Origin of the sequence: Bradyrhizobium sp. UFLA03-84 (genome assembly GCF_002289535.1) — a bacterium.
GTDB classification, from domain to species: Bacteria; Pseudomonadota; Alphaproteobacteria; order Rhizobiales; family Xanthobacteraceae; genus Bradyrhizobium; species Bradyrhizobium viridifuturi.
Genome location: NZ_NSJY01000005.1, coordinates 55803 through 71128 on the forward strand (window position 1 = coordinate 55803; position 15326 = coordinate 71128).

At 59.9% G+C, this 15326-nt stretch carries 18 protein-coding genes; 15 read left to right on the forward strand and 3 right to left on the reverse strand.

Translation table 11 applies throughout. The annotated features are described in order from the left end of the window. A complete protein-coding gene (locus CK489_RS03025; RefSeq protein ID WP_158226400.1) occupies window positions 1–1020 on the reverse strand; it encodes an HlyD family secretion protein in 1020 nt (339 codons plus the stop codon). A gap of 838 nt (window positions 1021–1858) precedes the next feature. Next, complete coding sequence (locus CK489_RS03030) at window positions 1859–3040, reverse strand: AI-2E family transporter (RefSeq protein ID WP_095731266.1); 1182 nt, start codon at window positions 3038–3040, stop codon at window positions 1859–1861. 155 nt (window positions 3041–3195) lie between these two features. On the opposite strand from CK489_RS03030, the gene CK489_RS03035 reads away from it, so the two are divergent. The 6 genes from CK489_RS03035 to CK489_RS03060 all read left to right on the forward strand — a co-directional run bounded on the left by CK489_RS03035 (window position 3196) and on the right by CK489_RS03060 (window position 7260). Next, window positions 3196–3645 (forward strand): LSm family protein, encoded by a 450-nt coding sequence (locus tag CK489_RS03035; RefSeq protein WP_050625893.1) that lies wholly within the window; start codon window positions 3196–3198, stop codon window positions 3643–3645. An 8-nt stretch (window positions 3646–3653) separates the two neighbouring features. Continuing rightward, window positions 3654–4481 (forward strand): universal stress protein, encoded by an 828-nt coding sequence (locus CK489_RS03040; RefSeq protein WP_095731267.1) that lies wholly within the window; start codon window positions 3654–3656, stop codon window positions 4479–4481. Between the two features lie 202 nt (window positions 4482–4683). Further along, on the forward strand, window positions 4684–5085 hold the full coding sequence (locus CK489_RS03045; protein ID WP_095731268.1) for a hypothetical protein: 402 nt from the start codon (window positions 4684–4686) through the stop codon (window positions 5083–5085). 48 nt (window positions 5086–5133) lie between these two features. Beyond that, a complete protein-coding gene (locus CK489_RS03050; RefSeq protein WP_095731269.1) occupies window positions 5134–5523 on the forward strand; it encodes a PRC-barrel domain-containing protein in 390 nt (129 codons plus the stop codon). A gap of 632 nt (window positions 5524–6155) precedes the next feature. Beyond that, the gene (locus tag CK489_RS03055; protein WP_095731270.1) at window positions 6156–6773 is read left to right on the forward strand and encodes an HdeD family acid-resistance protein; all 618 of its coding nucleotides are present in this window, start codon (window positions 6156–6158) and stop codon (window positions 6771–6773) included. A 145-nt stretch (window positions 6774–6918) separates the two neighbouring features. Then, on the forward strand, window positions 6919–7260 hold the full coding sequence (locus CK489_RS03060; RefSeq protein WP_245350282.1) for a LuxR C-terminal-related transcriptional regulator: 342 nt from the start codon (window positions 6919–6921) through the stop codon (window positions 7258–7260). 41 nt (window positions 7261–7301) lie between these two features. Here CK489_RS03060 and CK489_RS03065 read toward each other — a convergent pair whose 3' ends face one another. Next, entirely contained in the window at window positions 7302–8009 is a 708-nt protein-coding gene (locus tag CK489_RS03065; RefSeq protein ID WP_143278087.1) for a helix-turn-helix domain-containing protein, read from the reverse strand. Between the two features lie 322 nt (window positions 8010–8331). On the opposite strand from CK489_RS03065, the gene CK489_RS03070 reads away from it, so the two are divergent. From CK489_RS03070 to CK489_RS03110, 9 genes are all read left to right on the forward strand, one after another. After that, complete coding sequence (locus tag CK489_RS03070) at window positions 8332–8763, forward strand: DsbA family protein (RefSeq protein WP_245350237.1); 432 nt, start codon at window positions 8332–8334, stop codon at window positions 8761–8763. Window positions 8764–8883: 120 nt separating this feature from the next. After that, complete coding sequence (locus tag CK489_RS03075; protein WP_095731274.1) at window positions 8884–9348, forward strand: PRC-barrel domain-containing protein; 465 nt, start codon at window positions 8884–8886, stop codon at window positions 9346–9348. A 13-nt stretch (window positions 9349–9361) separates the two neighbouring features. Continuing rightward, a complete protein-coding gene (locus CK489_RS03080; protein WP_050625901.1) occupies window positions 9362–10063 on the forward strand; it encodes a hypothetical protein in 702 nt (233 codons plus the stop codon). 97 nt (window positions 10064–10160) lie between these two features. Further along, window positions 10161–10814, forward strand: a complete 654-nt coding sequence (locus CK489_RS03085) for a BON domain-containing protein (RefSeq protein WP_050626094.1) — start codon at window positions 10161–10163, stop codon at window positions 10812–10814. Between the two features lie 55 nt (window positions 10815–10869). Continuing rightward, on the forward strand, window positions 10870–11367 hold the full coding sequence (locus tag CK489_RS03090; RefSeq protein ID WP_245350238.1) for an Hsp20/alpha crystallin family protein: 498 nt from the start codon (window positions 10870–10872) through the stop codon (window positions 11365–11367). A gap of 135 nt (window positions 11368–11502) precedes the next feature. Then, window positions 11503–13416, forward strand: a complete 1914-nt coding sequence (gene dnaK / locus CK489_RS03095) for a molecular chaperone DnaK (protein WP_050625903.1) — start codon at window positions 11503–11505, stop codon at window positions 13414–13416. 50 nt (window positions 13417–13466) lie between these two features. Next, window positions 13467–14063, forward strand: coding sequence for a nucleotide exchange factor GrpE (locus tag CK489_RS03100; protein WP_158226401.1), 597 nt, complete (start codon window positions 13467–13469; stop codon window positions 14061–14063). Between the two features lie 51 nt (window positions 14064–14114). Continuing rightward, window positions 14115–15023, forward strand: coding sequence for a DnaJ C-terminal domain-containing protein (locus tag CK489_RS03105; protein WP_095731277.1), 909 nt, complete (start codon window positions 14115–14117; stop codon window positions 15021–15023). A gap of 3 nt (window positions 15024–15026) precedes the next feature. Next, window positions 15027–15314: a chaperone modulator CbpM gene (locus CK489_RS03110; protein WP_050625906.1), complete on the forward strand. Its 288-nt coding sequence runs from the start codon at window positions 15027–15029 to the stop codon at window positions 15312–15314. Window positions 15315–15326: the final 12 nt, after the last annotated feature.

Consider the following 15326-nt stretch of genomic DNA (forward strand, 5'->3'; position numbering starts at 1 on the left):
TCAGGCCCCGAATATCGCAGCGATATTACGCCACAGTTCCCTCAGCGAGCGCCGATGACCGGTATCGATCGAGACCTTGACGCTCATGCCGGCGCGCAATGCAAGGCCGTCAGGAAGACGATCGAAGGAAAGGCGAACCGGTATGCGCTGCACGACCTTGACCCAGTTGCCGGTGGCATTTTGCGGCGGCAACAGGGCAAATAGCGCACCACTTGCCGGGGCCAGTGTGATTGCCTTGGCATTGAGGGGCGTATCGGGATAGGCGTCGAGCGTGACGCGCGCCGGATTGCCTTGCCGCACATAGGTGAGGTCGGTCTCCCGTATGTTAGCCTCAATGTAGAGATCATCGGTCGATACCAGAGGAAACGCTGACTGGCCGGCATTCAGAAAAGCTCCGAGCGCAATACTTTCGACATTATTTGGAATGCCGTCGAACGGCGCGACGATGGAGGTGAGTCGCAAATTGCGTACCGCCGCGTCCACAGCTGACCGCGCCTGTTTCACGGTGGCCTGCTGGTCCGTCGGCATGTCCGGATTGTCACCAAGTTGCGCCTGCGCCGCCGCGGCATCCCGCTCCAGGCTTGCCAGAGTGGCTTTGGCGGTCTGAAGGTCTCGTATCGCAGTGTCGAGCGTGGCTCGGGGTGCGGCACCAGTATCAAAAAGATGTCGCTGACGATCATAGTTGGTCTGCGCATAGTCGACCGTCGCCTTGGCCTCATCGATCTGTTTGAGCCGCGAGCGATAGATCTCGATCAGATTGCGGACCTGGTCACGCGCGATGCCCAATTGCGCCTCGGCATTGGCCAGCGCGATCCGATAAGGCTCGGGGTCAATGTTGAACAGCGGGTCGTCCTTTTTGACAGCGGTATTGGATTTTGCCGCGATGGCGACGACTTGGCCCGCGACTTGCGGACTGACCGAAACGTTTACGGCTTGGACGTAGGCGTCTTCCTCCGTGACGTAGCGGCCGGTCGTCAGATAGAGGCCCAAGGCTCCGACGATCAGCGCGACCGGACCCATGATCAGTAGAGGCCGACGCCAACGACTCTGCAACGCACCCGATGCTTTCTGCCGGTCAGGCGCGTCCGCGCGGCGATTTTCCCGATCGAGCTGAGGCGAATGCCTAGAGGTCGTGCGGGCAGTGCTAGGCTCCCCAGCGTCCGATCTCGCTTTGAGGCCGCTATCGGTCACTATGCGATGCCTCCACATTAGTCTTAGTTTCTCGTGACATTGCGTCGCGCGGATCATCGGCACCATGATGGGTGTCATTGATTCCCGGCACTCGGACGGCCCGTGGCGGCATCAACTGAAGCACCGGGTGATAGCCAATCTCGCCGTCGCGAACCGGTATGTTCAAATCGGACAATTGCGGAGGATCTAGACGCGACACCATGTCGTGCGCGGCCCCTGACTTGGGCCGAATCGGCGACGGCTCATCAATCAAATTCGATCTCGGAATAGCCGCGTCTCTGAAGGACCGGGCCGGAGACGCGCGACCATGTTGCGCGGAGGCTAACAGGCTCGCGGGAGCATGCCTCCTTGAACAAGGCAATCGATCAAGCTGGAGGCTTGACACGATAGACGCCCGACGTCGTCGTCCGCCGCGGTCGTGATGCGTCCGCGCGAAATCAAAACCGACCAGAAATTGAGCCCCGTCAATGCACGTGGCACTCTGACTTGCAAGACTAAGCTGGCGGCAATCCCTTTGTCGCTGCCCTCCTCGGGCGTTTCCTCCCTGACTTGGACCGCCGGCGCAGGCCGTGCGGTCCTTTTCTTATTCGGGTTTAGTTGCGGGGGGTTGCGGACACCGGAAACAGTAGAACCCAAACGATGAGTGCTTCGACAAGCTATTCGATCATCAATTCCCGACGCCGATCCATTCACGCCACACGGTGAGCAGAGCCGCCATAATCACCGGACCAAGAAAGAGACCGATCAATCCGAACGATTGCATCCCGCCGAGAATTCCGATCAGCACCAACAGGAAGGGCAACTGCGCAGTACCCCCGATCAGTGCCGGGTGAATGAAATTGTCACCGATCAGCAGGATCGCTGCGCCGAAAACAAACAGGCCCGCTGGCGCCAGCAACGTACCGCTGTGAGCAGCCAATATGAGTGCAGCCGTGGTGAGCGCGATCCATGCGCCAAGAGGCACCATCGCCAACGCCGTCGTCAAAACCGCGAACAGAAGCGGATGCGGCACTCCCATCGCGACATACGCGATACCGTTGGCGGCGCCTTTCAAGATCGCAGCCGCCATCGTCCCGTTCACGGTGGCGCGGATTGCATCGGCGATCCTGCTTATCAAGCGTGTCCCGGGATCTCCGAGTAGGCCGCCAGCGGTGGTCAGTACGCGATCTGCCAGCCAGACGCCATCGCGGAGCACTAGAAACAGTGCGATCAACGTAATTGTAAAAAGAAGCAGACGATGCACCAACGCGCCCCCGAGCGCGCCGGTCCAAGACGTGATATTTTCGATATTCACACCGTGAAGCCATCCCACCAGAACATCGGGATTGCTGAGGTTGGTGCGCCACCAGCGATCGAGATACTGGCCGGCGATAGGCAGCTGCGCGAGCCAGCCCGGGACTGCAATTCCACTCTCACGCAGACGGTTGAGCGCGCGTATGAAGGCGTCGCTTCCCTGTGCGATCTGATGAGCCGCCAAGATCACGGGCACAAGCAGAACAAGACCGGTCAGGAGCGTAAAGAGCAACGGCGCCAAAAATGACGAACGACGACCAGAGATCAGTTGCGCGAAACGAATGTAGACCGGCCAGGTTGTGATGGCGATCAACGCTGCCCAAGTCAGCGCCACCAGGAACTCGCGCGCGACCCAGAGCGCCAAAAGAATTACTGCGATCGCAATCGCGGCTTGGGCGACGGCCCGGGCGCCTGAATCGAAAGCCGGCTCTAACTTCCCGATCGCCCGAAGTTCGCCGCCGTCATCGCTCGGTATGAATTCATGAAGTTGCATAATACCTGACGATCCTCTTGCCCCGAGGCTACAACGGATGCCCCAGCACACGTTGACGGCCATCAACTGTCAGCGCCGCCGCACACCGCCCGCCGTTCCAGGGACGAGGGAGCCTGCGAGGATAGTCCCGCAATTAACGCGTGTTGATTTGACAACTGTCATAGTGTTCTCCGCCGGTCCGAGGCTGGTTGCTCGAATGAAATATCAGGGATCGCATCATGGAAGCGTTGGTTGAACTATCTGACCTCGACCGCATCCTGCTGACTCTTGCCCGCTCCAGGGATTTTCCCGACGGCTCGTCGCGCCATGGATATGATTTTATCGCACCCCTCGATCGACAAGGGCACATCGACCCGGTGCGGTGGAGAAAGTATCGGGGCTACTGTCGCGTTCGGCGATTTTGGGAAGGCGAAGACGACGAGATCGGTTATCTCGTCCACAAGCCTGGCGGGGCCGAGCACGGTCGCTGGGTTTTTACCTACAGTTCCGTCGACGATGACGATGACGAGGCCGGATACAAGTTCGGCACACACGCATTTTTTCCGGGCGAGTACGTCTCGATCACCGGACAGGACGGCAAACTCCACACATTTCGCGTAGTCACAGTTGATCCAGTCGCACTGTCGACAGCTCTGATCAAGTCATTCGAACTCGATATCAAGGTGTGAGGTCGCCAATGACGACGATCAAGGACGTCATGGTTCAGCTGGATGGAACGTCTGGGGACGATGCACGTCTGGCAGCCGCCAACCAGATCGCCGAAATCTTCGACAGCCATATCACCGGGCTATTTTTTAACGTTCTGTCGTCGCACATCCGGGACGGGCTCGATGGTGTCGACGCCAAAGGGCTGCGCGCCGCCAAGGAAGCCGGTGACGCTTCTGAAACCATAGTGTTTCAGCGCCTCACACGGCTTGAACGGCCAACCAACCTGCGCCGGTTTGACGTAGGCAGCGATACTGACATTCCCGATGCCGCTCTGCTCGTGGCGCGTACTGGCGACGCCTTCGTGGCTCTCCGCCCGAACGGCCGAGCCAAGGAACCGGAAGAGCTGATCGAAAATCTTCTGTACGGAACCGGGCGTCATCTGTTTCTGGTTCCTGACGACTGGAAGGGACTGACGCCGCTGGACAACGCCATTGTGGCCTGGAACGGAAGCCGGGAGTCGGCGCGGGCGCTCGCCGAAGCCCTGCCCTATCTGCAGCAAGCCAGCAAGGTTGGCGTGCTGGTCATCCAAGGTAAACATCAAACCGACACCGACGCGTTGAAGGCCAATGATGCCGTGCTTCACCTCCGCCATCATGGTATAAATGCCGTAAAATATCGCGCAGTCGGCGAGGAAGACGAGACCGCCGACGTGCTGGTCGCAGAATGCCGCGCGCTTGGTGCAAACTTCCTGGTGATGGGCAGCTACGGCCACTCGCGCCTGCATGAATTGTTGCCGGGCAGCACGACCAGTCGGATCCTGCGCCGTTCGCCGATCCCCCTGCTCATCGCACATTAGTTTAAACGGCAGGCAGCTGGGCCGACTGCGTGAGGGTCGTTTCATTGAGGGCGCTCACGAAGCGCTGCTCGCTCTGGCGGGCTCTCAAAAAAAATGCTGACGACGGCTGACAACGATCAAGGCTCGATCCCTGCGCCGCGCATTCAATGATGGGACGCGCCGAAAGGAAAGGCTCGGATCCTTCACAATCAAGGAGACTACGATGAAACGACTTCTCTCTTCTGGGGCGATACTCGCCGTTCTCGGCAGTGTCGGCGCCGCCCTGGCTCAGAGCGCGAACGACGCTCAGAGCAACAACGCTCACGCGAACCTGAACCCGGCGCAGCAACAGATGGTCAGCAACAGCCTCTCCAGCACGCCGTCGCAATCTGCGCCATCGGGTGCGCAGCCGCAAGTCGGTGACAAGGTCCCGGATTCCATGTCCGCGCAATCCATGCCGCAGAACGTCGGTGACCAAGTCCCCGAGGCGAAAGAGCTGCTCTTCGTCAAACTCCCGGACCGTATCCTGCTCATCGACCCCGACACCAAGCTGATATCCGAAATTATCACCGAGCCAGCCACCACGGGGTCGACGGCCGGCAACCAGGATCGGCAGGATCGCTAATGCCTCGGCAAGCGGCCTGGCGTAATCTTGAAGGCGGAAGGACCTTTGATGAAGCCGCTCCAACTCCCGCTGCTCTTGGTAGCCATCTTGGCCGTCATAACGTTTTCAAAGCCGATCGATTACGCGGCGGCACAAGAGATCGGGCTGACGCCTCTGGAGGCGGCGGAAGTCTCCACAGGCTATAGTGCCGACGCGCTCAAACTCCGGTCGGTGGTCGGCGACAAGCGCGACAGGATAGGAAGGATCAGCGACTTCATCTTTGGCAAAGACGGCAATATTTATGTGGTCGTTGCGGTAGACGATTCGACAGGCCTGTTTGGTCATCTCGTGGCCGTTCCACTCCGTCAATTCAAGCTGGACGATTCGCACGACTATGCCGTTCTGCCGGGCGCAAGCCGCACTGCGCTCGCAAAGCTTCCGGTTTATGTCGGCCACTGAGAACGCCGGGCCCACATCGTGATGCTTTTAATGTGAAGCTGACCAAGTTGCTCGCGGAGCTTCTGCGATTGCCTAGACGTGTTGCGCCATCATGTATCGAGGTATTCAGCCGCCATTGGAAGCTGCGCCGACCGAGACGGAACGGGAAGTCCGCCTCCCTGCAACTCATGGAGCCCGCGAAAGCACTGCTGCTCCGCGCAATCTATCAGCAGCGTGGAGAGCCGCGGGCAAGCCCATCACGTTCGGTAAGCATCAGCCAAACAAAGTGGCCGTAGATAGGTCAGGCCTCACGGAGAATCGGGGAGCCCCGCTCGACTGCCGTGAGGACATCGCGCTCACGCCTGACAGCGAGCAATCACGAGACCCAAGGCGCGATGGTCCGCATGATCCCCGCACTCGGCTCGAAAAGTACTTGTCTGACCAGCCAAAACGGGCTGCGATCGCGGTTCAACGAAAGCTCTCCACTATCATCGCGCACGCCGCCATTGGCGGAGTTGATGGCCATCAACTTTGCACTTCTGACTCGGACAAACGGCCAATGGGTTGACAGTCGTCAGGGCGCAGCTAGCGGCCGGTGGGCTATGGTGTTGGCGAAGTAATCACACAAAGCAGTCGCGAGTTGGGAGAATGCCATGGCCAGCACCACAATGAATTCAGCCTTTGATACCTCATCCGTCGCTGCCAGCGATGGGCTCGCGCGGAACTGGTGGCTCTTCACGGTTCGCGGCGTCGTCGGAGTCTTGTTTGGCTTGATTGCACTGTTGTTTCCCGGACCAACCATGTTGTCCCTGGTCCTCTTGTTCTCGGCCTATATGCTGGTTGACGGAGCGGCAGGCATCGCTTCCGCGGTCCGTGCGATGCGCCGCCGGGATCAATGGGGCATCTTGATCTTCGAGGGTCTCCTCAACATCGCTGTGGGCATCGCCGCCTTCCTCTGGCCCGGCCTCACCGTGGTCGCGTTCGTGCTCTTAGTCGCCTCATGGGCCATCATTTCGGGTGGATTGATGGCGGCGGCCGGGTTCCGCCTGAACACGAGTCATGGACGGTGGTGGTTGGTGCTCGGCGGAGTGTGTTCGCTGATTTACGGGGCGCTGCTGGTCGCTATGCCGCTAATCGCTGCGGTCGTGCTCACGTGGTGGATGGGCGCCTATGCGCTCGTATTTGGTATCTCTTTGATCATTCTGTCGTTCCAGCTCCGCTCTCGGCATCAGCACGCGGTCACACCCAATGCGGCGGGAACCCCGGCATAACGTACATTTTTATGACGCACACACAGCCAACCCGGCCCGCCACAAAGACCGTCTGGCTAGTGATGCCTAGAAGGCGCATGGCGAAGAGTTTCTGGACCAAAGCATAATCCAGCTAAAGCTTCCCGGCGAGTGACCAGCCTTGGCGGTGTCAGCCCTGGTGGACCACCTTAACGCGAGGCGGCCCGCCTACCCGAAAGGGCCTTCGCCGCGGCGGCCGTTGATCGGTCCTCAGACCCAGGCGCCCATCGAGGCCGCCTTCGCCGGCGCAGACGCATCTATTCGTGCCGAAAGGATCGCCGATGCCACGCGGCGCGTCGACAGCTTTAGTCCGCGCGAACGCGAAGTCCTGGAAGGATTAATTGGCGGTCGTTCCAATACGGTGATCGCTCACCAGCTCGGGCGCAGCGTGCGCACGATCGGGATCCGCCGTGCGCGCATCATGCGTCAGCTTGCAGGGGGCAGCGCCTCGGCATCATGGCGCGGCTAAGCTCGTGGCCATCCAGCCTGAAGGGCTCGCCTGGACCGGAGTCAATCCGGAATTGCTGCCACCGAGCTTCCGCAGGAATTCGTTATCGCTTTCTTCCTCGAGACATTTCGATTGACGATCCTGACCGTGCGTTTTCCCGCCAGCTTGATCGCCCCGCGTTGTTGCAGGCTCGTGAAAGAGCGGCAAACGGTTTCGACCGATACTGCGAGATACTCGGCGATGTCGTAGCGCGTCAGTGGTAATACGACCTGACCCGCGCCATCCGACGAACGGCTCGCCAGCGCAAGCAGGAATGAGCCCACTTTTTCGACGGCCGTCACGCCGCCGATAATCAGCAACTGGTCCTGAATTCGAGACAGAGCCTGGAACGCGACATCGCGAACCTCGCGGGCAAACCCGGTGTCGTGTTGCGCCAGCTGCTCAACCCTTTGACCGGGGTAACTTGCCAGCGCCGTGTTCTCGGCGATCGCCTCAACCGTCAGATTGTCGTTTCTATTGACGACGACGAAGAAATCGCCCGGCAGCATCAAGTCCAGAATCTGCCGCCGCCCGTCTGAACGGATCGCGGAACGCCGGACCGCGCCCGAAATCACGTAGTACCAATGGGCCATCGGCTCCGAATCAATCGGAATTTCCTGGTTCCTCGCAAACAGCAGGATTTTGGCATGCTCATCCACTCGCTTCAGCGCGTGGTCCTGTACGGCTAGCATCCGCCGGTAGTAGCCCGAAGCGTGCGTTTTCGCCTTCATGGCCGCGCCCTTCCTTTTTCTGTTCTTCCGTTTCGCGTTGTTCCTACGGGCAATATCAACCTTTTCATAGCGCCGCTGATCCACCAATTCAGCAAACTTGCGTATCGTAAAATTACGTAATCGGCCGCGGCGCCGCAGCTCTACTTTCCGAAACTGGAAATTGACTGCAGTCAGTGACGCTCTGGGGCTGCACGGCTAGGAAAGAACTCGGCATCAAGCTCACGCGAGAACAACTGATGGCATCGATCCTGAGTGCCGGCACTGTCGCCCCGCGGCTATCACCCTGGTCGAGTACGGCGACTATCAGTGCCCGCATTGCGGCATGGCCCATCCTATCGTCAATCAGGTGCAGGCCCATTTCCGTGACTCACTGCGATTCGTCTTTCGCCATTTCCCTCTAGCGGAGGTGCATCCCATTGCCGGGATCGCTGCCGAGAGCGCAGAATTTGCGGGCGCTGCCGGCCTGTTCTGGGAAATGCATGACGCATTGTTCGAGAATCAGAGCATTTTGAGCGTCCCAACCATATTCATGATCGCCGAGAAGCTTCGACCTCCGGAAATCGAGCTGCGCGACGCCCTCGCAACGGGACGGTACAGAAACAAGGTTCGCGGCGATTTCATGGGCGGCGTGCGCAGCGGCGTAAACGGCACGCCGGCTTTCTTCATCAACGGCGTGCGGCACGACGGCGCCTATGATTTTGCTTCGCTCGTCTCCGCCATTCAGTTGCGCATCACCGCCGACAGCCATGTCTGAGTAATGCGCGAGCCTCGCCTTGTTAGGCATTCCATTGACAACGGTCAGCGCAACCCACGGATCGCTTGGCGTATCGCTTGGCGTAATGAACCAAAGCCAACCCAACGTCAGGAGAGAGTCATGATCGCCTTCAGCATCTTCCAACACTCGAACCGCGAACGCGAAGCGGCTTCTGCTGCATCCTGCCGTCGAGACCCCCGTTCGAGTCTCAATACGCTTGTCTGGCTCAGTCTCGCGGCCATGCTTGCTTTCGCGGCGAGCCCGGCCCTGCCGCAGGCCGGAGTTGCCCTTGTAAAAGTTGACCTTGCGGTCGTGGGGCAGGGTTATCGAATGAGCAAGCTGCTCGGCAACAGCGTTGTCAACGATAAATCCGAGAAAATCGGGACCCTTGACGACGTGATCTCCGACAAGAAGCAGCTGAATTTCGCGATCTTGCAAGTCGGCGGCTTCCTCGGTCTCGGCGGACACCTCATAGCAGTGCCTTACGAAAGCCTCGTGATTGACGACAAGGCACAAAAGATCACGCTGCCGGGCGCGTCGAAAGAGGCGCTGAAGAACCTCACCGAGTTCCACTATACTTCGTAAGCGGAACACGACGATGGCGGGAACATCGTACGACGTTCTTGACAGAACGCGAACCCGCGAAGTCACGGGCGTCTTTCATTCCAAGAAGGCGCTCGAACTCGCAGCCCAGGACCTGCTGATGACCGGCGTCGACCGAGCGGACGTCGATGTTAGCGCCTCGAGCGACGAGCTCGGACGGCGCCTCAACTATCAGGTGATCCCACCCGCCGACCTCGCCGACCTGCCGACGGCCCCGCGGCAACCGTTCACGGGCAGCGATGATCTGATCGGCGCCGAAGCCGTTGCAGGAAGTGTCGCCGGCTGCGCGGCGGCCGTCATTGTTGCAGCATTGCTCGTTGCTTGGGGGCTCGCGCCGCTGCTGATCGCTATTGTGGCTGTCCTGTGCGGCCTTGCCGCAGCGGGCATCGCCGTGTTCCGTGTGCGGCGGCGCTTGTTGCGTGAGCGATACATGGGCCTGGAGAATATCGCCGAATGGAATGGTCTTGTGATGTGGGTCCGTGTCCGCTCCCCTGAAATGGAAGCCGCCGCCCAGGAAATTCTGGTTCGGCATGGCGCGCAAGCCGTCCATATCCACGAAATCGATCTGGCGAAAACAACCGAGGATCTTCCGCTACACGCGCTTCGGCCGGATCCCTGGCTTGGAGACGAACGGCTTGGCGCCGTGCAGCTCCCACCTCATTCGCAGAACCAAGAAACTAGGAGACGCGGAAGTTGATGGTCGTCATGGCCGCCGCTCCGGACCTTCTTACAATGTTCAATCGGCGGGATCATCGGCCGAGTTGTCTTCCTCCCAGTCCACTATGGAGCCAATCATGAAGTCTGACAGCGAAATCGAACGGGACGTTCTTGAAGAATTGCGATGGGCCCCTGATCTCAATGCCGAGAACATCGCCGTCTCGGTCAAGGATGGCGTCGTTACGCTAGCGGGCTTCACCCGTAGCTACACTGATCGCCTTGAGGCCGAAGCCGCCGCGAAGCGAGTAGCCGGGGTTCATGCCGTTGCCAACGACATCGAGGTGCGCCTCCCCGAAATCGACCAGCGGCCCGATCCCGATATTGCACGCGATGCGGTTGCCGCGTTGAAATCACAACTGCCGATCTCTCATGACAAGATCAAGGTGATCGTCAAGGACGGCTGGATCACGCTCGAAGGCTCAGCCGAATGGCAATACCAGAAGACGACAGCCGAAAACGCGGTGCGGAAGATCAAGGGCGTGAAGGATGTTACCAACGTCATTCAGCTGAAGCCGGCGGTGCAACCTACCGACATTCAGCGCAAGATTCAGGAAGCATTTAAGCGCAGCGCTGAGGTCGATGCCAATCGCATTACGGTCGAAGCAAAAGGCAGCGAGGTGATCCTGAAGGGCACCGTCCGCTCCTGGACTGAGCGAGAAGAAGCCGAGCGTGTTGCCTGGTCGGCGCCCGGTGTGACGCACGTCGAAGACCGGATCGTGGTCAGCCCCTGACCACAACCTGACTACGACAAGATCCAAGCAAGACCAACCAGCAACGGAGAGCTCCATGAGACTACCATCACTTGTCCCCTTTCGTGAGACCGGCGCGCTGATGCAACCGGGCTTCGGATTGTTCGGCCTGCATCGGGAAATCGACCGCCTCTTCAACGAATTCGCGCAGGGCACGGGTGCCAATGGTGCGCCGGCGAAACTCATCCCCAATATCGACATAGCGGAAACCGACAAGGCAATCGAGGTCAGCGCGGAGATGCCCGGCCTCGAGCGCAAGGACATCGATATATCCATTGAGGACGATACCCTCACGATTCGCGGCGAGAAGAAGATCGAGGAGGACCAGAAGGACAAGAATGTCCAGCACAGCGAGCGCAGCTACGGCGTGTTCATGCGCGTGCTGCAGCTGCCCGCCGGCGTCGACCCCTCGAAGGTGGAAGCCGTGATGTCGAACGGCGTCCTGAAGATCACGATCCCGAAACCGGCCAAACCGGAGCCGAAGAAGATCGAGGTCAAGGAGGATGCAAAGCAAACCACGAAGCAAGCCGCCTGAGGCCCGGCGGGCGGTTTCTCGCGGGACGCGTCTGGCGCGCGCCCCCTCCGCGCCAAGTGCGCGTCCCGCGGGAATGCATTGCGGCGTTGCCGCGCGCGCAGAAGGCGACCGAATGGACGTTGAAGGAGAGTAGCTATGGCGAAAGCAATCGGGATTGATCTCGGAACCACAAACTCCTGTGTCGCCGTGATGGAAGGCAACAAGGCGCGAGTTATCGAGAATGCTGAGGGAGGGCGCACGACGCCTTCCATGGTCGCCTTTACGGATGATGGGGAGGTGCTGGTAGGACAGCCGGCCAAGCGCCAGAGCATCACCAATCCGGAAAATACCATCTATGCCATTAAGCGCCTGATCGGCCGGCGTTACGACGATCCGATTACCGCAAAAGACAAGACCATGGTGCCCTACCACATCGTTCCTGGCGACAACGGCGATGCCTGGGTCGAGGTCAGAGGCAAGAAATATAGCCCAAGCCAGATCAGCGCCTTCATTCTCACAAAGATGAAGGAAACCGCGGAAGCCAATCTCGGTAGCAAGGTGAGCCAGGCCGTCATTACGGTTCCCGCCTATTTCAACGATGCCCAGCGCCAGGCAACCAAGGATGCAGGTCGGATCGCGGGTCTCGAGGTGTTACGCATCATCAACGAGCCCACGGCGGCTGCCCTTGCATACGGCCTCGACAAGAAAGGGAATGCCAAGATCGCCGTGTACGATCTCGGCGGCGGCACGTTCGACGTATCCATTCTCGAAGTCGGCGACGGTGTGTTCGAGGTCAAGGCAACCAACGGCGACACTTTCCTCGGCGGCGAAGATTTCGACAAGCGCATCATAGACTATCTCGCCGACGAGTTCCGCAGGGAGAACGGCATCGACCTGCGAAAGGATCGCCTGGCGCTGCAGCGGCTCAAGGATGCGGCCGAGAAAGCCAAGATCGAGCTCTCCAGCGCGACCCAGACGGACGTTAATCTGCCGTTCATTACCGCCGACCAGAACGGGCCCAAACATCTCAACATAAAGCTTTCCCGGGCAAAGCTCGAGGCGCTCGTCGATGACTTGGTCGAGCGAACGATCGGACCGTGCCAGGCTGCTCTGAAGGATTCGGGTCTGCAGGCCTCCGATATCAACGAAGTGGTGCTGGTCGGCGGCCAGACGCGCATGCCGAAGGTACAGGATACCGTGCAGAAGTTGTTCGGCCGCGAACCCCACAAGGGTGTCAATCCGGACGAAGTCGTCGCAATCGGCGCCGCGATCCAGGCCGGGGTGCTGCAAGGTGACGTCAAGGACGTCCTGCTGCTCGACGTCACACCCTTGTCACTCGGTATCGAAACCCTGGGCGGCGTGATGACGAAACTAATCGATCGCAACACCACAATTCCAACCAAAAAGAGTCAGGTGTTCTCGACGGCAGAAGATAACCAGACCGCTGTCACCATACGCGTCTTCCAGGGCGAGCGCGAAATGGCGGCGGACAACAAGCTGTTGGGGCAATTTGATCTGGTCGGAATCCCGCCGGCGCCGCGCGGTGTTCCGCAAATCGAGGTGACATTCGACATCGACGCCAACGGCATCGTCAACGTCTCGGCGAAGGATAAGGCCAGCGGCAAGGAACAGAGCATCCGGATCCAAGCATCCGGCGGCCTGAGTGAGGCCGACATCCAGAAGATGGTCAAGGAGGCTGAGGCGCACGCCGAAGAAGACAAGCATCGCAAGGAGCTTGTCGAAGCGCGCAACCAGTGCGATGCGGCGATCTACAGCACGGAGAAGGCGCTCAAGGATGCGGAGGGCAAGATTCCTGCCGACGTCAAGCAGCAGGTCGAGCAGGCCATCGCCGACGCGAGGCAGAGCCTGAATTCCGAAAATGTCGCGTCGATCCAGCAGGCGACGCAGCGGTTGCAGCAGGCCGCCGCCAAGATCGGGGAGGCACTCAACAGGGCGGCTTCGCAGGGTGCGGGCGGTCAGGGCCCGCAAGGGAGCAGCTCTTCCGGCGGCGATGACGTGGTCGACGCCGAGTTTGAGGAAGTCAATCCCAGCGATCGCAGAGCCTCGTGATGCCAAATGCGCCGCACCTGAGGCGCGCTCACGCGAAGAGGGAGCAAGAGATGGCCGCACAGTCCAAAGTCGTTGACCAGGCTGACCCGAATGTCATCGTCCGCGACAACAAACCGGACCAGGCGAGCGAGGCCGCAAACAATGACACGAAAGGCGACCAGGGTACCAGAGACCTGGCAGCCGAAAATGCTTCATTGCGAGAGCGGTTGGTGCGCGCGCTGGCAGAAACCGAAAACACGCGTCGTCAGGCCGAGCGGCGCGCCGAGGACGCGCAACGCTATGCAATAGCCAATTTCGCCCGCGAATTGCTGGAGGTTGTTGACAATCTCCATCGGGCGATCGAGGCAAGCGGTGCGCAGCCGGCCAAGGCCGAGACGGATGGCCTGGTTAGTGGGGTCGTAGCGACCGATCAGTTGCTCGCAAAAATCCTCAAGCGTTTCGGCGTAGAGCCGATCAATGCGCTTGATGCGCCATTCGATCCGGCGAGACACGAGGCCGTCATTGAGGTGGATGCAGCCGGCAAACCACCCCGCAGCGTGGTCGGGGTGCTGGAGGACGGCTACTCGCTGCACGACCGCTTGCTGCGGCCGGCACGCGTTGCAGTCGCGAAGTCTCAGCCGTCCCCACCGCAGGCGACGGAACCATGACGTTGCGTTTGTGCGGCCTTGCAGCCGCGCGCGTAGAGACAGGAGCGGACCTTGGCCGGAGATCCCTATGCGACGCTGGGCGTGAAAAAGGATGTCAGCCAGGCCGACCTCCAGAAGGCCTATCGACGTCTTGCCAAGAAGCACCACCCTGACCTCAATCCCGGCAACTCGAGCGCTGAAGAGAAATTCAAGGGGATTACCGCCGCCTATGATCTCCTGAGCGACCCTGAAAAACGCGCAAAGTTCGACCGCGGCGAGATTGACGCATCCGGTACCGAGCGGCCGCATCAGCGCTACTACCGAGATTTTGCCGATCAGGGTAACTGGTCAGGTTATACCACGTCCTCCGGTTTTGCCGATTTCGGTGATTTCGCCAGCAGCGAGGATATCCTGTCGGAAATCTTCGGACGCTCCTCTCGTGCCCGCAGGCGTGGCCAGGACGTCCGCTATCATCTCGAACTCTCGTTCCTTGATGCCATCAATGGTGGAAAGCAATCGCTGGTCCTGCCCGACGGCAGCAATCTAGAAGTCAATATTCCGCCGGGAACGCGGGACGGACAGACCCTGCGGCTGAAGGGCAAGGGCCGGCCGGCTGCGAGCGGGGGCCCGCCGGGCGATGCGCTGATCGAGGTCAGCGTACTCCCGCATGCTTACTTCAAACGCAAAGGCGACGACATCTATTTAGATCTGCCAATCTCAATCAAGGAAGCAGTGGTGGGCGCGAAGGTCGCGGTGCCGACCCCTGGCGGCACCATTGCAGCCACGGTGCCAAAATGGTCGAACACCGGCCGCGTGCTGCGGCTAAGGGGGCGCGGAGTTCCTCGTCCCGATGGGAGCAAGGGCGACGAGTACGTGACGCTCAAGATTGTGCTGCCCAAGAAACCTGATCCGGAGCTCGAAGGCTTTGTCGCCCGGTGGCAGCCGGCGGAGGAAAGTCCGCGGCAGTCGATGGGAGTATAGGACATGGAAATGCGGCAGTTGATCGAGCGAACGCATCTCGACCCGCAGGTCGTAAACACATGGATCGAAGCAGAATGGCTGTTGCCGATGGGCGTCAGAACCGGGTTCGATTTCTCGGAAGCGGACCTCGCGCGGGCGCTATTCATCCAGGATCTCAAGGTGGATTTTGGGGTGAACGACGAAGGCATCGCCATCGTCCTGCACCTGCTTGATCAGTTGCATGGCCTGCGTTCCCTTCTCAAGAATATCCGGACAGCGGATGCATTGGCATTCGGCCGAGATGACGGCTGACTTAGCAGTCAT